Source organism: Streptomyces lienomycini (genome assembly GCF_027947595.1).
Classification (GTDB): domain Bacteria; phylum Actinomycetota; class Actinomycetes; order Streptomycetales; family Streptomycetaceae; genus Streptomyces; species Streptomyces lienomycini.
In genome coordinates this window covers 4,729,599-4,746,193 of sequence record NZ_CP116257.1, presented here as the reverse complement: position 1 = coordinate 4,746,193, position 16,595 = coordinate 4,729,599, and the positions used below count along the sequence as shown (strand labels likewise).

Annotated in this window: 18 protein-coding genes; 7 read left to right on the top strand and 11 right to left on the bottom strand. The window is 73.9% G+C overall.

The annotated features are described in order from the left end of the window. Nucleotides 1-42: 42 nt before the first annotated feature. The 5 genes from BJ961_RS21515 to BJ961_RS21495 are packed head-to-tail and all read right to left on the bottom strand — an operon-like array spanning nucleotide 43 to nucleotide 5,045. Complete coding sequence (locus BJ961_RS21515) at nucleotides 43-843, bottom strand: SDR family oxidoreductase (RefSeq protein WP_271414432.1); 801 nt, start codon at nucleotides 841-843, stop codon at nucleotides 43-45. 35 nt (nucleotides 844-878) lie between these two features. Further along, complete coding sequence (locus tag BJ961_RS21510) at nucleotides 879-1,955, bottom strand: acyl-CoA dehydrogenase family protein (protein WP_271414431.1); 1,077 nt, start codon at nucleotides 1,953-1,955, stop codon at nucleotides 879-881. A gap of 41 nt (nucleotides 1,956-1,996) precedes the next feature. Beyond that, nucleotides 1,997-2,983, bottom strand: a complete 987-nt coding sequence (locus tag BJ961_RS21505) for an acyl-CoA dehydrogenase family protein (protein WP_271414430.1) — start codon at nucleotides 2,981-2,983, stop codon at nucleotides 1,997-1,999. Continuing rightward, entirely contained in the window at nucleotides 2,983-4,158 is a 1,176-nt protein-coding gene (locus BJ961_RS21500; RefSeq protein WP_271414429.1) for an acyl-CoA dehydrogenase family protein, read from the bottom strand. The genes BJ961_RS21505 and BJ961_RS21500 overlap by 1 nt, the downstream gene beginning before the upstream one ends. Continuing rightward, complete coding sequence (locus BJ961_RS21495) at nucleotides 4,158-5,045, bottom strand: enoyl-CoA hydratase (protein WP_271414428.1); 888 nt, start codon at nucleotides 5,043-5,045, stop codon at nucleotides 4,158-4,160. The genes BJ961_RS21500 and BJ961_RS21495 overlap by 1 nt, the downstream gene beginning before the upstream one ends. Nucleotides 5,046-5,093: 48 nt before the next feature. On the opposite strand from BJ961_RS21495, the gene BJ961_RS21490 reads away from it, so the two are divergent. Genes BJ961_RS21490 through BJ961_RS21475 form a run of 4 tightly spaced genes read left to right on the top strand, consistent with a single transcriptional unit; the run spans nucleotide 5,094 to nucleotide 8,904 of the window. Next, a complete protein-coding gene (locus BJ961_RS21490) occupies nucleotides 5,094-6,260 on the top strand; it encodes an acyl-CoA dehydrogenase family protein (RefSeq protein ID WP_271414427.1) in 1,167 nt (388 codons plus the stop codon). Beyond that, on the top strand, nucleotides 6,257-7,057 hold the full coding sequence (locus BJ961_RS21485; RefSeq protein ID WP_271414426.1) for an SDR family oxidoreductase: 801 nt from the start codon (nucleotides 6,257-6,259) through the stop codon (nucleotides 7,055-7,057). Before BJ961_RS21490 ends, BJ961_RS21485 begins: the two co-directional genes overlap by 4 nt. Nucleotides 7,058-7,061: 4 nt before the next feature. Beyond that, nucleotides 7,062-7,703 carry a TetR/AcrR family transcriptional regulator gene (locus BJ961_RS21480; RefSeq protein WP_271414425.1) on the top strand — a complete coding sequence of 214 codons (642 nt, stop codon included), beginning with the start codon at nucleotides 7,062-7,064 and terminating at the stop codon, nucleotides 7,701-7,703. Between the two features lie 43 nt (nucleotides 7,704-7,746). Further along, the gene (locus tag BJ961_RS21475) at nucleotides 7,747-8,904 is read left to right on the top strand and encodes an acetyl-CoA C-acetyltransferase (protein WP_271414424.1); all 1,158 of its coding nucleotides are present in this window, start codon (nucleotides 7,747-7,749) and stop codon (nucleotides 8,902-8,904) included. A 65-nt stretch (nucleotides 8,905-8,969) separates the two neighbouring features. Here the strand turns inward: BJ961_RS21475 and BJ961_RS21470 are convergent, their stop codons facing one another. Genes BJ961_RS21470 through BJ961_RS21455 form a run of 4 tightly spaced genes read right to left on the bottom strand, consistent with a single transcriptional unit; the run spans nucleotide 8,970 to nucleotide 12,476 of the window. After that, the gene (locus BJ961_RS21470) at nucleotides 8,970-10,037 is read right to left on the bottom strand and encodes an NAD(P)H-dependent flavin oxidoreductase (protein WP_271414423.1); all 1,068 of its coding nucleotides are present in this window, start codon (nucleotides 10,035-10,037) and stop codon (nucleotides 8,970-8,972) included. Further along, nucleotides 10,034-10,810, bottom strand: coding sequence for a CoA-transferase subunit beta (locus BJ961_RS21465; protein ID WP_271414422.1), 777 nt, complete (start codon nucleotides 10,808-10,810; stop codon nucleotides 10,034-10,036). Before BJ961_RS21465 ends, BJ961_RS21470 begins: the two co-directional genes overlap by 4 nt. Beyond that, the gene (locus BJ961_RS21460) at nucleotides 10,807-11,676 is read right to left on the bottom strand and encodes a CoA transferase subunit A (protein WP_271417123.1); all 870 of its coding nucleotides are present in this window, start codon (nucleotides 11,674-11,676) and stop codon (nucleotides 10,807-10,809) included. The genes BJ961_RS21465 and BJ961_RS21460 overlap by 4 nt, the downstream gene beginning before the upstream one ends. Nucleotides 11,677-11,690: 14 nt before the next feature. Continuing rightward, the gene (locus tag BJ961_RS21455; RefSeq protein WP_271414421.1) at nucleotides 11,691-12,476 is read right to left on the bottom strand and encodes an enoyl-CoA hydratase family protein; all 786 of its coding nucleotides are present in this window, start codon (nucleotides 12,474-12,476) and stop codon (nucleotides 11,691-11,693) included. A gap of 130 nt (nucleotides 12,477-12,606) precedes the next feature. On the opposite strand from BJ961_RS21455, the gene BJ961_RS21450 reads away from it, so the two are divergent. Beyond that, nucleotides 12,607-13,527, top strand: coding sequence for an SDR family oxidoreductase (locus BJ961_RS21450; RefSeq protein ID WP_271414420.1), 921 nt, complete (start codon nucleotides 12,607-12,609; stop codon nucleotides 13,525-13,527). Nucleotides 13,528-13,593: 66 nt separating this feature from the next. Here the strand turns inward: BJ961_RS21450 and BJ961_RS21445 are convergent, their stop codons facing one another. Together BJ961_RS21445 and BJ961_RS21440 are read right to left on the bottom strand one after the other, a co-directional pair. Then, entirely contained in the window at nucleotides 13,594-14,091 is a 498-nt protein-coding gene (locus BJ961_RS21445) for a nuclear transport factor 2 family protein (protein ID WP_271414419.1), read from the bottom strand. Continuing rightward, the gene (locus tag BJ961_RS21440) at nucleotides 14,088-14,963 is read right to left on the bottom strand and encodes a TIGR03619 family F420-dependent LLM class oxidoreductase (RefSeq protein WP_271414418.1); all 876 of its coding nucleotides are present in this window, start codon (nucleotides 14,961-14,963) and stop codon (nucleotides 14,088-14,090) included. Before BJ961_RS21440 ends, BJ961_RS21445 begins: the two co-directional genes overlap by 4 nt. A 174-nt stretch (nucleotides 14,964-15,137) precedes the next feature. On the opposite strand from BJ961_RS21440, the gene BJ961_RS21435 reads away from it, so the two are divergent. After that, nucleotides 15,138-15,809, top strand: coding sequence for a TetR family transcriptional regulator (locus BJ961_RS21435; protein ID WP_271414417.1), 672 nt, complete (start codon nucleotides 15,138-15,140; stop codon nucleotides 15,807-15,809). Nucleotides 15,810-15,818: 9 nt separating this feature from the next. Further along, complete coding sequence (locus BJ961_RS21430) at nucleotides 15,819-16,595, top strand: SDR family oxidoreductase (RefSeq protein ID WP_271414416.1); 777 nt, start codon at nucleotides 15,819-15,821, stop codon at nucleotides 16,593-16,595.

Below are 16,595 nucleotides of genomic sequence, written 5' to 3'. Positions count from 1 at the left end.
CGGGAGAGGCGGCACGCTCTCTCCCGGGCTCCGGCATGTCCCTCACACCCCCTGGTTCGCTGACCTCGCGGCGAGGTACCGGGCCGGGAACTCCCCGCCGCCGTGCACCGCGAGATCCGCCCCGTTGACGTACGCCGACAGGTCGCTCGCCAGGAACAGGCAGGCCCGCGCGACGTCCGCGGGTACGGCCATCCGCTCCATCGGGATCACACCGGCCACCGAGGCGCCGCCGTCCGCGCCGTAGACGGACGCCGCGCTGTCGGTGCGGATCAGGCCGGTGGTGATGTGGTTGACCCGCACCTGCGGCGCCCACTCCAGGGCCAGTGCCCTGGTCAGTGCCAGCAGTCCGGCCTTGGCGGCCGTGTACGCGGCGGTGCCCGGCTGCGGATCGTGAGCGGAGACGCTGCCGATGTTGACGACCGAACCGCCGCCCGGCCGGGCCCGCATGGCGCCGTGGGCCGCCTGCGCCACGTAGAACGGCGCGAGCAGGTTGAGCGCGACGATCTTCTCCACGAAGCGCGGCGAGACGGTCGCCGCGTCCGCGTCCGGGGAGCCGCCCGCGTTGTTGACGAGCACGTCGAGACGGCCGAAGCGCTCCACCGCGCTGTCGACGAGTCGCGCCGCCGCCGCCGGATCGCGCACGTCGGCGGCGACGAAGACCGCCTCCCTGCCCCCTGCCGCCGGCAGGGCGCCCGGCGCGTTGCGGCCGCAGACCACCACGTCGGCCCCGGCCCCGAGGAACGCCTCCGCGATGGCGGCGCCGATGCCCTTGGTGCCGCCGGTGACGAGGACCACGCGCCCCGTGAAGTCCAACGGGTTGCTGATGTCGGTGTCGGTGTCCATGTCCACTGGCCTCTCCGGTCAGCTGGGGTGGCTGTTCAGTACGAGGTGAGTCCGAGCCCGGCGGCGAGCCGTGCCCGGTGCGAGGCGGGCGGGCCGAACAGCTCGCCCGCTCCGTGCGCCCGCTTGAAGTAGCGGTGCGCGTCGTGCTCCCAGGTGATGCCGATCCCGCCGTGCAGCTGGATCGTCTCCCCGGCCACCGCCGAGAACGCCTCGGAGCACACCGACTTGGCGACTGCGGCGGCCCGCGGCAGCGCGCCGGGGTCCTCGTCGGCGGCGAACGCCGCGCCGAGCGCCGCCGAACGCGCCGACTCCACCAGCACATAGGCGTCCGCCAGCCGGTGCTTGACCGCCTGGAACGAACCGATCGCCCGGCCGAACTGGACGCGGTCGCGCGCGTAGGCGACGGACAGTTCGAGACAGCGCTCGGCGGCGCCCACCTGCTCGGCCGCGAGCGCCGCGCAGGCCAGGTCCCGCACATGCGCCAGGATCCGCTCCCCGTCGCCGGCGATCCCGACCGGGCGCCCCTCGGCGCCGTCCAGGACCCACCGGGCCTGGCTCCGGGTGCCGTCCATCGTGACGACGGGTTCGCGGCGCGCTCCGGGCGCGTCCGCCGCCACCTCGAACAGGGAGACACCGGCCGCCGTACGGGCCGCGACGACCAGCACGTCGACGTCCGGCCAGTCCAGGACGTGCTCCTTGACGCCGCTGAGGAACCAGGCGCCGCCGCCGGGCCCCGGAACGGCGCGGGTGCGCAGCGCCGCCGCGTCCCAGGAGCCCTGTTCGGCCCAGGCCAGCGCACCCACCGCACGCCCTTCGGCCAGTGCCGGCAGCAGGCGCCCGCACGCGTCCTTGTCGCCGGAGGCGAGCAGCGCCCCCGCCGTGAGCACCGTCGAGCCGAGCACCGGCAGCGGGCTCAGGCACCGGCCCAGCTCCTCCATCAGCACGTGCACGTCCCGGGCGCCGCCGCCCGCGCCCCCGTACTCCTCGGGCACGGCGAGTGCGGCGACGCCGACCTGCTCGGCCAACGGCCGCCAGGCGGCGGCTCCCTCGTGCCGGGTCAGCAACGACCTCACGGCCGACCGCAGTTCTTCCTGCTCCTCCGTCAGCCTCATCGGGCTGCTCCCCTCGGTGTGTGGCGCGGTGGTGCGCGCGGTCAGGCGGCCAGGACGCGGGCCCGGCAGGCGGCCGGGGTGCCCCAGGCGTCGCGCAGTGGACGGGCCTTGCGGATCCACAGGGACAGGTCCAACTCGTCGGTGTAGCCGACCGCCCCGTGCAGTTGCAGCGCGGTGCGCGCGGCCCGGTGGGCGGCCTCGCCCGCCGCGACCTTGGCGGCGGCGACGTCCCGGCCGGCCTCCGGAGAACCGGCGGCGAGCGCGAGCGCGGCCCCGTGCACGAGTGGCTCGGCGAACTCCAGGGCGACCAGCGTGTCCGCCAGCCGGTGCTTGAGGGCCTGGAAGGAGCCGACGGGCACACCGAACTGGGTGCGCCGGCCGACGTACTCGACGGTCCGGGCGAGCAGCGCGCGGCCGAGCCCCAGGGACTGGGCCGCGGTGGCCAGCGCGGCCATGTCCGCGGCGTGTGCGGCGGCCGTGGCCACCGCCGGTCCCTGGGCCAGCACCGCCCCGCCGGACACCTGCGACAGGCGCCGCGCCGGATCCGCCGACGGCTGTACGGGACCGGGCTGGGCGCCCGCGCGCAGCACGTCGCCGTCCACGACCAGCACCGTGTCGGCCGCGTCGGCGTCCAGGGCGTACGGGCCGAGGGCCGTGAGGCAGAGGGTGGCGACGGTCTTGCCCGAGGCGATGCCGGGGAGGTGGGCGGCGGCCGTGTCCGGGTCGCCGAGCCGGTCGAGGAGGGCCGCCGCGGCGACCGTCTCGACCAGCGGACCCGGTACCGCGTGCCGCCCCAGCTCGGTGAAGGCGACGGCGATGTCGAGCGGCAGCGGGCCGAACCCGTCGTGGCGTTCGGGCACCGCGAGGGCGAACACCCCGGCCTCGGCCAGCCGCGCCCACACCGCCCGCCCCGGTGCATGGTCACCGGCGGCCCAGGACCGTACGGCGGCCGGGGTGTCCGAGGAGGCGAGGAGTCCGTCGAGGGAGCGGGCGAACTCCCGCTGCTCGGCGTCGAGGAGGAACCGCATCACCGGCGTCCCTTCGGCAGGCCGAGCAGCCGCTCGGCGATGATGTCGCGCTGGATCTCGTTGGTGCCCGCGTAGATGGGCCCGGCCAGGGAGAAGGTGTACCCCTCGGCCCAGGCACCGCGGTCCGGCGACTCGGGGGCGTGGTCGGCGAGTTCGCCGTACGGTCCGAGCAGGTCGAGGGCCGTCTCGTGCAGGGCGATGTCCAGCTCGGACCAGAACACCTTGTTGAGGCTGGAGGCGGCACCGGCCGGGCCGCCCTCGTCGTGCAGGATGCGGGAGGCGCCCGCGTAGGAGAACAGCCGGTAGGCGCGGGCGCCGATCACCGCGTCGGCGACCCGGTCGCGCAGCGCCGTGTCGGCGGGGTCGCCGTGCTCGCGCCACAGCGCGGTCAGCCGGTCGGCGGCGGCGGTGAAACGTCCGGGGCTGCGCAGGGTGAGGCCGCGCTCGTTGCCGGTGGTGCTCATGGCCACCCGCCAGCCCTGGCCGGGCTCCCCGATCACGTCCTCGTCCGGCACGAACACGTCGTCCAGGAACAGCTCGGCGAAGGCCGGTCTGCCGTCGAGCCGTCCGATGGGCCGTACGGTGACGCCCTCGGCGTCCAGCGAGAACATCAGGTACGTCAGCCCGCGGTGCGGCCGGCCGGCGTCCGGGTCGCTGCGGAACAGGCCGAAGGCCCGGTCGGCGAACGCGGCCCGCGACGACCACGTCTTCTGGCCGCTGAGCAGCCAGCCGCCCTCGGTGCGCCGGGCCGTCGACCTGAGCGAGGCCAGGTCGGAGCCGGACTCCGGCTCGGACCAGGCCTGCGCCCAGATGACCTCGCCGCTCGCCATGGCGGGCAGGATCCGCGCCCGCTGCTCGGGGGTGCCGTGTTCGAAGAGGGTGGGGGCGAGCAGGTTGATGCCGTTCTGGCTGACGCGTCCGGGGGCGCCGGCCGCGAAGTACTCCTCCTCGAAGACCAGCCAGCGCAGGATCGAGGCGTTCCGCCCGCCGAACTCCTCGGGCCAGGAGACCACCGACCAGCGGTCGGCGGCCAGTTCGGCCTCCCACTCCCGGTGGGCGGCGAACCCCTCGGCGCTCTCCAGGGACGGCAGGGGGATGGCCGGCACATGGGCCGCCAGCCAGTCGCGGGCCTCGGCGCGGAACGTCTCGTCGGCCTCGTCGAAGTCGAGGTCCATCAGCCGCCCGCCTTCTTCATCGCCCGGATGTCCATCCCGCCGAGCGCGTCCGGCGCGGTCTCGGCGTTGTGCGCGTGCGCGAGGTGGTGCAGGCCGAACACCGAGTCCATCCCGGCATGCAGCCCCTGGAGGTCCTCGGCCTGGTTGACGGCGCGCTTGGTCAGTGCGAGTCCCAGGCGGGGCATCTCGGCGATGCGCAGCGCCAACTCCCGCGTCGCGTCGGCCAGTTCATCGCGGGGCACGACACGGTTGACCATGCCGACCTCGTACGCGCGGCGGGCGCTCATGCGGTCCCCGGTGAAGAGGAACTCCTTGGCCACGCGCGGCGGCATCACCCACGGGTGGGCGAAGTACTCGACGCCGGGGATGCCCATCCGCACCACCGGGTCGGCGAAGAACGCGTCCTCGGAGGCCACGATCAGGTCGCACACCCAGGCGAGCATCAGCCCGCCCGCCACACAGGCGCCCTGCACGGAGGCGACGACCGGCTTGGGCAGCTCGCGCCAGCGGCGGCACATGCCCAGGTACACCTCGGACTCGCGGGCGAAGCGGCTCTCCGCTCCCTGTTTGTCCGAGTGGTCCCACCACAGCCCCGCGCGGCGTTCGAACGGCAGGTGGGCGTCCCGCTCGGGGGTGCCGATGTCGTGGCCGGCGGAGAAGTGCTTGCCCGCACCGGCGAGGACGACGGTCTTCACCTCGTCGTCCTCGGCGGCCCGGTAGAAGGCCCGGTCCAGGGCGTAGGTCATCGCGGAGTTCTGGGCGTTGCGGTAGTCGGGGCGGTTCATGGTGACCGTCGCGACGGGACCCCGCTTCTCGTAGCGGACGGGCGTCCCGGAAGCGTCGGACGCGTCGAGCGCCTCGGGTCCGTGGTTGTGGGCAGCGGACATCGTCGGCCCTCCTTCCCTAACAAGTGTTTGGTAGATTAACGTAACGGCATGAGCAGCGTCGAGGAGTTCCGCGCCGAGATCCGCGGCTGGCTGGCCACCCACCTCACCGGCGCCTTCGCCGCCCTGCGGGGCCGCGGCGGCCCGGGGCGTGAGCACGAGGTCTTCGCCGAACGGCTCGAGTGGGAACGGCACATGGCCGCCGCCGGCTGGACCTGCGTCGGCTGGCCCGAGGAGTACGGCGGCCGGGGCGCGACCATCGAGCAGCAGGTCGCCTTCCACGAGGAGTACGCCCTGGCCGACGCACCCGCCCGGGTCAACCACATCGCCGAGCAGCTGCTCGGCCCCACCCTGATCGCCTTCGGCACCCCCGAGCAGCGGGCCAGGTTCCTGCCGCCGATCGTCGCCGCCGAGGAACTGTGGTGCCAGGGCTACAGCGAGCCCGACGCCGGATCCGACCTGGCGAACGTACGGACCCGCGCCGAACGCGACGGCGACCACTGGGTGGTCACCGGGCAGAAGATCTGGACGTCACTCGCCCACGAGTCCCAGTGGTGCTTCGTCGTCGCCCGCACCGAACCGGACTCGCGGCGCCACCGGGGCCTGTCCTACCTCCTGGTCCCGCTGGACCAGCCCGGCGTCGAGGTCCGGCCCATCACCCAGCTGACCGGCACCTCCGAGTTCAACGAGGTGTTCTTCGACGGCGCCCGCACCCGCGCCGACCACATCGTCGGCGCCCCCGGCGACGGCTGGCGCGTGGCCATGGCCACCCTCGGCTTCGAACGCGGCGTCTCCACCCTCGGCCAGCAGGTCGGCTTCCGGCGCGAACTGGAGACCCTCGTCGAGACGGCCAAACGCAACGGCGCGGCGGACGACCCGCTGATCCGCGACCGGCTCGCCCGCGCCTGGACGGGACTCGAGACCATCCGCTGCAACGCCCTGCGCATGCTCGACGGCGTCGCGTCCGGCGCCCCCGGCCCCGAGGCGTCCATCGGCAAGATCTTCTGGGCCACCTGGCACCGCGAACTGGGCGAACTCGCCATGGACGTGTGCGGCGCGGGCGGCATGCTCGCCGCCGGTGAGCCCTACGACCTCGACGACTGGCAGCGGCTGTTCCTCTTCTCCCGCTCGGACACCATCTACGCCGGGTCCAACGAGATCCAGCGCAACATCATCGCCGAGCGCGTCCTCGGCCTGCCCAAGGAGGCCCGCCCGTGACCCCCGCACCCCCGCCCACGCCGCCGCCCTACGTACCGGGGCACTCCCTCCTGGCCGGACGCACCGCCGTCATCACGGCCGCCGCCGGTGCCGGGATCGGCGGCGCCACCGCCCGCCGGTTCCTGGAGGAGGGCGCCCGCGTCGTCATCGGCGACGCCCACGAACGGCGCCTCGGCGAGAGCGCCGCCGCCCTCGCCGAGGAGTTCGGCGCCGACAACGTCGCCGCACTGCCCTGCGACGTCACCGACCAGCAGCAGGTCGACGCCCTGTTCGCGCTCGCCGCCGAACGCCACGGCGGCCTCGACGTCGTCGTCAACAACGCCGGACTCGGTGGCACCGCCGACCTCGTCGACATGAGCGACGACCAGTGGGCCAAGGTCCTCGACGTCACGCTGAACGGCACCTTCCGCTGCACCCGGGCCGCCCTGCGCCGGTTCCGGGAGCAGGACGGCGGAGGCGTCGTCGTGAACAACGCCTCCGTCATCGGCTGGCGGGCCCAGCGCGGCCAGGCCCACTACGCCGCCGCCAAGGCCGGGGTCATGGCCCTCACCCGGTGTGCCGCCCTGGAGGCCGCCGACTTCGGCGTACGGGTCAACGCCGTCGCCCCCAGCCTCGCCATGCACCCGCACCTGGTGAAGGTCACCACTCCCGAACTCCTCGCCACGCTCACCGCACGCGAGGCCTTCGGCCGCTACGCCGAGCCGTGGGAGATCGCCAACGTCATCGTCTTCCTGGCCAGCGGCTACGCGTCGTACATGACCGGTGAGACGGTTTCCGTCAGCAGTCAGAGAGCATGAGCGGATGAAGAGCAACTCCTCAGCCCCGTCGTCGTCCACCTCGTCGTCGTCCACCCCCTCGCCCTCCGCCGTCGAGCGCCGCGCCGAGATCCTGGCCACCGCGGCCCAGGTTTTCGCCGACCAGGGCTACAACGCCACCACCGTCCGCCGCATCGCCGACGCCGCCGGGATGCTCGCGGGCAGCCTCTACTACCACTTCGACTCCAAGGAGTCGATGCTGGACGAGATCCTCACCGCCTTCCTGGACGAGCTGTGGGCCGGCTACGACACCGTGCTCGCCGCCGGACTCGGACCGCGGGAGACCATCGAGGCCCTCGTCACCGAGTCCTTCCGGCAGATCGACCGGCACGGCCCCGCGGTCGCCATCTACCAGAAGGAGTCCCGGCACCTGTCCGCCCAGCCGCGCTTCGACTACCTCGCCGACTCCCAGGTGAAGTTCGAGAACGCGTGGCTGCGCACCCTGGAACGCGGCGTCGCCGAGCAGGTCTTCCGCGGCGACCTGGACGTGCGGCTCGTCTACCGGTTCGTGCGCGACACCGTCTGGGTGGCCGCCTCCTGGTACCGCCCCGGCGGCACCCACAGCCCGGAGGAGATCGCCCGGCAGTACCTGTCCATGGTCCTGGAGGGCATCACCCCGCGCGGCTGACGCCCCCGGCCCACACCCCGATCCACCACCAAGGAGCACTGTCATGGCCGAGGCCTACATCGTCGAAGCGGTCCGCACCCCGGTCGGCCGGCGCCGGGGCGGACTGTCCGCCGTCCACCCCGCCGACCTCGGGGCCCACGTCCTCAAGGCGCTGATCGAACGCACGGGCATCGACCCGGCCGCCGTCGACGACGTCGTCCTCGGCTGCCTGGACACCGTGGGACCGCAGGCCGGGAACATCGCCCGTACGGCGTGGCTCGCCGCCGGCCTGCCCGAGGAGGTGCCCGGGACCACCGTCGACCGGCAGTGCGGCTCCTCCCAGCAGGCCGTCCACTTCGCCGCCCAGGGGGTGCTCTCCGGCACCCAGGACCTGGTCGTCGCGGGCGGCACCCAGAACATGTCGATGATCCCCATCGCCTTCGCCAGCCGCCAGGCCGCCGAACCCCTCGGCCTCACCGACGGCCCCTACGCCGGTTCCGAGGGCTGGCGTGCCCGCTACGGCGACGCGCCCGTCAACCAGTTCCACGGCGCCGAACTCATCGCCCGGAACTGGGACATCTCCCGCGAGGACATGGAACGGTTCGCGCTGCGCTCGCACCAGCGGGCCGCACGCGCCGTCGACGAGGGCCGCTTCGACCGCGAGACCGTGTCCTACGGCGACGTGGCCCGCGACGAGGGCCCGCGCCGCGACACCTCGCTGGAGAAGATGGCGGCCCTCAAGCCGGTCGTCGAGGGCGGCCGGCTGACCGCCGGGGTGTCCTCCCAGGTCTCCGACGGCGCCTCCGCGCTGCTCATCGCCTCCGAACGGGCCGTCGCCGAACACGGACTGACCCCGCGCGCCCGCGTCCACCACCTGTCGGTGCGCGGTGAGGACCCCATCCGCATGCTGTCGGCGCCGATCCCGGCGACGGCGTACGCCCTGAAGAAGGCCGGGATGTCCATCGACGACATCGACCTGGTCGAGATCAACGAGGCCTTCGCACCCGTCGTCCTGGCCTGGCTCAAGGAGACCGGCGCCGACCCCGACCGCGTCAACGTCAACGGCGGTGCCATCGCCCTCGGCCACCCGCTCGGCGCCACCGGCACCAAGCTGATGACGACCCTGCTGCACGAACTGGAGCGCACCGGCGGCCGCTACGGCCTGCAGACCATGTGCGAGGGCGGCGGACTCGCCAACGTCACCATCATCGAACGCCTCTGAGGCACAAGCGAGAGGGGGCGGTCCGGATCTCCCGGCCGCCCCCTCTCGCCTGTGCCCCAAGCGGTCTACCGGGGCAGCGACTTCAGGGCGGCCTGCGCCTCGTTCATGATGCGCCCGACCAGTTCCGTGCAGGACGGCAGGTCGTCGATCAGGCCCGCCACCTGACCCGAGGCCATCACCCCGATGTCCGTGCGCCCCTCGACCATCGAGGCCTTGAGCAGCATCGGGGTGTTGGCGGCCAGCAGCACCTGGCCCCAGGTCAGTTCCTTGCCGTGCTTCATCGCCAGTCCGTCCCGCACCAGCCTCGGCCAGCTCGCACCCGTCTCCTTCCGGAAGGCCGCGGCGTGCCGCAGCGCCCGCAGGCTCGACGTCACACGGCCGGCCCGCTCCAGCGAGTCGACCATCGCGGTGCGCAGCATGCGGTGCGGCATGCCGTCGACCTTCGTCGTGACCGTGACGTCCTTGACCGTGGCGGCCAGGTACTTCGCCTTCACCTCCGCCGGGACGGTGCTGTCGGAGGTGAGCAGGAACCGGGTGCCCATCCCGATGCCGGCCGCCCCGTAGGCGAGCGCGGCCACCAGACCGCGCCCGTCGTGGAAGCCGCCCGCCGCGATCACCGGGATGCCGACCGCGTCCACGACCTGGGGGAGCAGCACCGACGTCGCCACGTTCCCGGTGTGCCCGCCGCCCTCGCCGCCCTGCACCATCACCGCGTCCGCGCCCCACGCGGCGACCTTCTCCGCGTGCCGCCGGGCGCCGACCGAGGGGATGACCACGACACCGGCGTCCTTGAGCCGCGCGATCAGCTCCTTGGACGGGGCGAGCGCGAAGGACGCCACCCGCACGCCCTCGTCGACGATGATCCGTACCCGGTCCGCGGCGTCCCCGGCGTCCGCCCGCAGGTTGACGCCGAACGGGGCGTCCGTACGGGACTTGACCTCCCGCACCGCCGCCCGCAACTGCTCCACGGACATCGTCGCGGAGGCGAGGATGCCGAGCGCCCCCGCGTCGGCGGAGGCGGACACCAGCCGGGGACCGGCCACCCAGCCCATCCCGGTCTGCACGATCGGGTACCGCACCCCGGTCAGTTCGGTGAGCGGCGTCACGAACGCTCCGTCGCCCGGCGCGCTCACGCCGGGACCTCCCGCTCCCGCAGCCCCTTCGGGTCGACGACCTCGCGGATCAGCCGCAGCTCCGCCTCCGTCGGCTCCCGGGTGAAGGGCACTTCGTCGGGGACCGTGAGGGCGAAGCCGGTGGCCGCGGTGACCTGCTCGACGGTGACCCCGGGGTGCAGGGAGCGCAGCCGCATCGTGCGGTCGGGGGTCTCGAAGTCGAAGACGCCGAGGTTGGTGACGACCTCGGGGATGCGGTGGTAGCGGGTCGCGGCGGGGCCGGCCGCCGCGGCCCGGTCGTACCCGACGCCGCTGACCATGTCGACCCGCTCGACGAACACCCGCGCCGAGTGCTTCGGCACCCAGTAACTCGTCGGATTGTTCAGCGTGTTGACCGGCGCCCCGCGCACACCGAGCAACTGCCGGGTGGGCCGGGCCCAGTCGCCGATGCAGGAGATGTTCTGGTTGCCGTACCGGTCGAGCTGGCTCGCGCCCATCATCACGTGCCGGCGGCCGGTGGCCGTCAGCGCCAGGTGCTGGCGGAACGGCAGCCAGCCCTCCACGGCCCCCGGACGCTGCCCGACCGCGGGCACGTCCGCCATGAGCAGCGCCTCCCCGTCGGTCAGCAGCAGGTCCGGCGAGAAGGTGAGCTTCGCCAGCCGCGCCCCGATGGCCGGGACGGTGCCCATCGGGCTGGCGAGGACCTCCCCGTCGCCGCGCCAGGCCTCGGCGCAGGCCACCACGCAGTACTCGGCGCGGGTCGCGGCCGGCAGGCCGGTCTCGGTGACGCTCATGCTTCCTCCTCCTGCTGGTCCTGCTGGCCCTGGTGGAACGCCGCGACGGCGGCCTGGTAGGCGGCTTCGTCCCCGGACAGGAACCGCGCCTCGAACGCCTGCCACGCCTCGGGATCGCGGGCGGCCCGGACGTAGGCGCGCTGGAAGTCCTCGTCCCGGTCGTGGTCGGGGACGCAGGAGGTGAAGTGCGCGCCGTTCGGCGTCTGAACGACACCGTCCACGAAGAGACGCTTCACCAGCAGGGTCTGCGGGCCGTGCTCCTTGAGCAGGTCCGCGGTGTCCACGATGCGCTCGCAGGAGACGTACGCGTGGTCGGCGGCCTCGCAGAACAGGTCGTCGAAGTACGGGTCCGGGCCCAGGTACTGGCCGTTGCCGTGCACGTCGGCGCGGTTGAGGTGGACGAGGGCCGCGTCCAGGCGCAGGGCCGGTGCCGCCACCAGTTCCTCACCGTCGTCGTAGGGCGAACGGACCGTGCGCAGCGAGGGATTCACCTTCATCACGTCCGATCCGAGCCCGGCCCGAACCGGGATGAACGGCAGCCGCTGCGCCCCGGCGGTCAGGCCCCACATGAGCATCGCCTCGTCCAGCTCCACCATCTCGAACGCCCCGCGCTGCCGGGCGGCGGTGAAGTGCGGCTCCAGGGGGATGGAGTCCAGGGTGCCGAAGGCCGCGACCAGCTTGCGGACCTTCCCCGCGGCCGCCAGCAGGCCGACGTCGGGACCGCCGTACGACACCACCGTCAGATCGGTGACGTCCGAGCGCAGCAGCGCCCGCACCAGGGCCATCGGCTTGCGGCGCGAGCCCCACCCGCCGATGCCGATCGTCATGCCGCTGCGCAGCCGGCCGACGACGTCGTCCGCCGTCATCGTCTTGTCCTGGGTCACGCTCGCTGCTCCTTGTCGGTGCCGGAGGTGTCGGTGCCGGAGGTGTGGGTGCCGAAGGTGTCGCGTACGCGGTCGGCGACTCCGCTGAGGTTGGCCTCGAAGGTGAAGCCCTGCTCGAAGCGGTAGCTGCGGCGTACGTCGACGGGGTCGATGCCGTTGATGGCGGCCTTGGCCAGCCGGATCAGCTGCCCGTCCTTGGCGGCGATCTCACCGGCCAACTCCAGCGCGGCCGCCCGCAGTTCCTCGCGCGGAACCACGCGCCACACCGAGCCGTGCCGGTGCAGTTCCTCGGCCGTGGCGGTGCGGGAGGTGTAGTACAGGGCCCGCATCAGATGCTGCGGGACCAGCCGGGCGAGGTGCGTGGCCGCGCCGAGCGCGCCGCGGTCCAGCTCCGGCAGCCCGAAGGTCGCGTCGTCGGACGCCACGATCGCGTCCGCGTTGCCGACCAGGCCGATGCCGCCGCCCAGGCAGAAGCCGTGCACGGCGGCCACCACCGGCACCTCGCACTCGTAGACCGCGGCGAACGCCTCGAAGCAGCCCCGGTTGGCGCCGATCAGCGCGCCGTGCCCCTCCGTGCGCTGCATCTCCTTGATGTCCACGCCCGCGTTGAACCCGCGGCCCTCGGCGGTGAGCACCACGCAGCGCACCTCGGGATCGGAGCCCGCGGCGCGCACCGCGGCGGCCAGCTCGTACCAGCCGCGCACGGGCAGGGCGTTGACCGGGGGGAAGTCCGCGGTGACGACGGCGACGCCCTTGTGCGGGGCGGAGGTGGAGACACCCATGAGCAGATCAGCTACCTTTCCACCAAACGTTTGTTAGGCAGAAGGTAGCAGTGATACGAACGCCGGGGGAGTGCCCCGTGCCACTGAGCGGTACGGCACCACCCCGGCCCGTCCCGAAAGGACCACCCTCATGACCTCACCGACCGCCCTGTGCGCCGGCCGCGTCGTCGCCGTCACCGGCGCGGGCCGCGGGCTCGGCCGCGCCCACGCCCTCGCGTTCGCCGCCGAGGGCGCGAAAGTCGTCGTCAACGACCTCGGCGTGGGCCTCGACGGCTCCGGCGCGGGCGACGGCCCCGCCCAGCGGGTCGTCGAGGAGATCCGCGCCGCCGGCGGCGAGGCCGTCGCGCACGGCGGCGACATCGCCACCGGCGACGGCGCGGCCTCCCTCGTCGCCGCCTCCCTCGACTCCTTCGGCCGGCTCGACACCCTGGTCAACAACGCGGGCTTCCTGCGCGACCGGATGCTGGTGAACCTGGACGAGGACGACTGGGACGCGGTGATGCGCGTCCACCTCAAGGGCCACTTCCTGCCGCTGAAGCACGCGGCGGCGCACTGGCGTGCCGAGGCCAAGGCCGGCCGCGTCCCCGAGGCGCGCGTGATCAACACCGGTTCCGGAGCGGGGCTGCTCGGCAGCGTCGGCCAGGGCAACTACTCCGCGGCCAAGGCGGGCATCGTCGGACTGACCCTGGTGGCCGCCGCAGAGATGGGCCGCTACGGCGTCCAGGTCAACGCGATCGCCCCGGCCGCCCGCACCCGGATGACCGAGGACACCTTCGCCGAGACCATGGCGGCGCCCGGCGCGGGCGGCTTCGACGCGATGGCCCCGGAGAACGTGTCGCCGCTGGTCGTGTGGCTCGGCTCGGCGGCCTCGGCCGGGGTGAGCGGCCGGGTCTTCGAGGCGGAGGCGGGCCGCATCACCGTGATGGAGGGCTGGCGCCCGGGCCCCACCGCCGACAAGGGCGCCCGCTGGACCCCGGCCGAGGCGGGGGAGACGGCGACCAGGCTCCTGGCCGCCGCCGAGACGCCCCAGCCGGTGTACGGCGCCCGCTGACCGGGCCGCACGACGCGGAAGGGGGCGGTGACGAGTCGTCACCGCCCCCGTCCGTGGGCAACCCGGTCAGCCCTCGGCCCGCTCCCCGCGCACCCCGCCCGCCAGCAGTGCCGGGGACTCCGGGCGCCCGTCCAGGACGCGGTTGGTGCGGGTGACCACCTCCCACCCGGGGGCGGAGTCCGTACGGCGCAGCCGCCAGTGGTTGGCGGTGGCCCGGCGCACCACGTACCGGCCCCCCTCGTGCACCACCATCAGCGAGTGGCACACGGCGACCGCCTCGTCGCCGTCGACCGTGATGTGCGGCGGTCCCACGACGTGCGCGCAGCCCTGCCGGATCCAGCCCCGGTGCGCGGCGGACCGCACCATCGCGCCGATCTGCTCCCGGCCCGCGAGGAAGAGTTCGTCGATGTCGTAGACACCGTCCGACGCCCACAGCGCGGCGACACCGTCCGCGTCGCCGCCGTCGACCAGCGGCCCGTAGGAGGCCATCATCCTGGCGATGTCCCGCTCGTCCTCCAGACGCCGCAGCCGCGCTTCGACGTCGTCCGGCAGTCGCTCGCTCACGCCGTCGCCTCCTCGTCCGCCGCGAGACCAGCGATCTTCGCCAGCGCCTCCAACTGCTCCACGTAATGGGCCGCCGACTCCGCCGCCAGCGACACGCTCACCAGCGTCGCCCCCGCCGCGGACACCTCGCGCAGCGCCCGCGCCGCGGCGTCCGCGTCGCCGGACGGATCCAACGGGCGTCCCGCGCTCAGCACCACCTCGAACCCCTCCGGCAGCGGCGCCGCGTCGACCATCTCGCGCAGCCGGTCCAGCGGCAGCCCGAACGGCACCCAGCCGGTCCCGTACGCCACCGCCCGCCTCAGCGAACGCGGCGTACGGCCGCCGATCCACAGCGGCACCGTCTCCTGCACCGCGTGCGGCTCCACCACGAACCCCTCGTAGTCGAAGTGCTCCCCGTGATAGGCCGGTTCCCGGCGGGACAGCGAGGCCCGCAGCGCCGCGAGGGCGTCGTCGGCGATCCCGCCCCGCCCCTCGAAGACAGCGCCGAGCAGCCGGAACTCCTCCTCCAGACTCCCCACGCCGAGCCCGAGCACCAGCCGACCGCCGGAGATCCGGTCCAGCGTGCCGTAGCGCTTGGCGAGGGCCAGCGGGTGGTGGTAGCCCAGCACCAGGACCTGGGTGGCGAGCCGGATGCGGCGGGTGCGGGCGGCGAGGTACCCGAAGGTGGCCAGCGGGTCCCAGTAGGTCCCGCCCCGCTGCTCGGCCACCTCCGCGGGCACCGCCACGTGCTCCGAACAGGTCAGGTGGTGGAAACCGAGCCGGTCGGCGGCCTCGGCGACCGCCCCCAGCTCCTCGATGCCGGCACCGCGCTCCCACGGGGAGTGGACACCGGGTACGGCCGTGACGACGGGACTGGTGATGCCGATCCGCATGGGGGCACCTCTCTCGGACGCGAACAGACGGGAGGGGGTGTGAGGGGCGGGCGAAGGGCCATCCAAGTCCGCGCCCCGCGCCGCAGGCGGCCGGATCCCACTGACCGGAACGCCGCGCACCGAGCCCGCACGGCACGCGAAAACATCGACGGCCGACGGAAGGACGACCTGACCGTGCCCCGAACGAGCGGCGAGAGAGCCCCCGCGCGCCCCACCTCGGCCAGACAGCGCCAGCGCCACGCCCGGATCCTGCGGAGCGCGGCACGCCTCGGCGCGGAACACGGCCTCGAACGGGTGCAGATGCACGACGTGGCCAGGGAGTCCGGCGTCGCGATCGCCACCCTGTACCGCTACTTCCCCTCGAAGACGCACCTGTTCGCCGCCGTCATGCACGCCCAGGTACTCCGGCTCGACGCCGACACACCGCCCCCGCCGCCCGGCACCGGACCGGTGGAGGCCGTGACCGACCTGCTCACCCGAGCGAGCCGACAGCTCTTCGAACAGCCGCTGCTGGCCCTCGCCATGATGCGGGCCAACAACGCCGCTTCCGCCGACGACAGCGGCCCGCCCCGCCGCACGGACGAGCTCCTCGCCGATCTGATGCTGCGCACGGCAGGCGTGAGCCACCCCACCGAGCGGGACCGCCGCGTGGCCCGCCTGCTGCAGCAGGCCTGGTACGGACTGCTCGTCACCGTCCTGTACGAACGCTCCTCGCCCCAGGACGCGCACGACGGCATCCGGCTGGCCTGCCGCCTCCTGCTCGCCCCGCAGCCCGGTCACCGGGAGTGGACGCGACCTCGCGCGAGCGGGCCGACTAGCGTGCCCGCACTTCATCGGCCGACCTGAGGAGACCCCATGCCCCGCAACGTCGTCGTCACCGGTTCCGGTTCCGGGATCGGTGCCGCCCTCACGGACCTCCTGCGCGCCCGGGGCGACCGCGTCATCGGCGTCGACCTGCGCGGCGGCGAGATCGACGCCGACCTGTCCACCCCGCGGGGCCGTACCGCAGCCGCCGCCGCGGCGACCGAGGCGGCCGGGGGCGTCGTGGACGCGGTCGTCACCTGCGCCGGCACCTCCGTGCCCGGCACCGCGATGGTCACCGTCAACTACTTCGGCACCACCGAGTTCGTCACGGCGCTGCGCCCGGCCCTCGCCGCCGCCCGGCAGCCCCGCGTCGTCCTCATCGGCTCCATCTCCGGCACCCGGCCCACCGACCCGGACGTCGTCGCCGCCTGCCTGGCCGACGACGAGGACAAGGCCCTCACCCATGCCGAACGCGCCGTCGCCGACGGCCACGCCCGCCGCCTCTACCCCTCGTCCAAGGCGGCGCTCGCCCAGTGGGCCCGGCGCACCGCCGTCGCCGACGGCTGGGCCGACGCCGGGATCCCCGTGAACGTCGTCGCACCCGGCATCGTGCTCACCCCGATGAGCGCGGGCATCTTCGACGACCCGGAGATGAGGAAGGTCATGGACACCGCCGTCCCGATGCCGCTCAACGGCTACCTCCGGCCCGAGGACGTGGCCCGCGCCGTCCTGTTCCTGGCCGGTGACGACAACACGCACATCACCGGGCAGGTCGTCTACGTCGACGGAGGCGCCGAGGCGACGCTCCGCGAACCCGCGCATTTCTGA

Coding starts and splice junctions, on each gene's coding strand:
- BJ961_RS21515 (WP_271414432.1), bottom strand. CDS start 843: ATGGACACCGACACCGACATCAGCAACCCGTTGGACTTCACGGGGCGC.
- BJ961_RS21510 (WP_271414431.1), bottom strand. CDS start 1,955: ATGAGGCTGACGGAGGAGCAGGAAGAACTGCGGTCGGCCGTGAGGTCG.
- BJ961_RS21505 (WP_271414430.1), bottom strand. CDS start 2,983: ATGCGGTTCCTCCTCGACGCCGAGCAGCGGGAGTTCGCCCGCTCCCTC.
- BJ961_RS21500 (WP_271414429.1), bottom strand. CDS start 4,158: ATGGACCTCGACTTCGACGAGGCCGACGAGACGTTCCGCGCCGAGGCC.
- BJ961_RS21495 (WP_271414428.1), bottom strand. CDS start 5,045: ATGTCCGCTGCCCACAACCACGGACCCGAGGCGCTCGACGCGTCCGAC.
- BJ961_RS21490 (WP_271414427.1), top strand. CDS start 5,094: ATGAGCAGCGTCGAGGAGTTCCGCGCCGAGATCCGCGGCTGGCTGGCC.
- BJ961_RS21480 (WP_271414425.1), top strand. CDS start 7,062: ATGAAGAGCAACTCCTCAGCCCCGTCGTCGTCCACCTCGTCGTCGTCC.
- BJ961_RS21475 (WP_271414424.1), top strand. CDS start 7,747: ATGGCCGAGGCCTACATCGTCGAAGCGGTCCGCACCCCGGTCGGCCGG.
- BJ961_RS21465 (WP_271414422.1), bottom strand. CDS start 10,810: ATGAGCGTCACCGAGACCGGCCTGCCGGCCGCGACCCGCGCCGAGTAC.
- BJ961_RS21460 (WP_271417123.1), bottom strand. CDS start 11,676: ATGACGGCGGACGACGTCGTCGGCCGGCTGCGCAGCGGCATGACGATC.
- BJ961_RS21455 (WP_271414421.1), bottom strand. CDS start 12,476: ATGGGTGTCTCCACCTCCGCCCCGCACAAGGGCGTCGCCGTCGTCACC.
- BJ961_RS21450 (WP_271414420.1), top strand. CDS start 12,607: ATGACCTCACCGACCGCCCTGTGCGCCGGCCGCGTCGTCGCCGTCACC.
- BJ961_RS21440 (WP_271414418.1), bottom strand. CDS start 14,963: ATGCGGATCGGCATCACCAGTCCCGTCGTCACGGCCGTACCCGGTGTC.
- BJ961_RS21430 (WP_271414416.1), top strand. CDS start 15,819: ATGCCCCGCAACGTCGTCGTCACCGGTTCCGGTTCCGGGATCGGTGCC.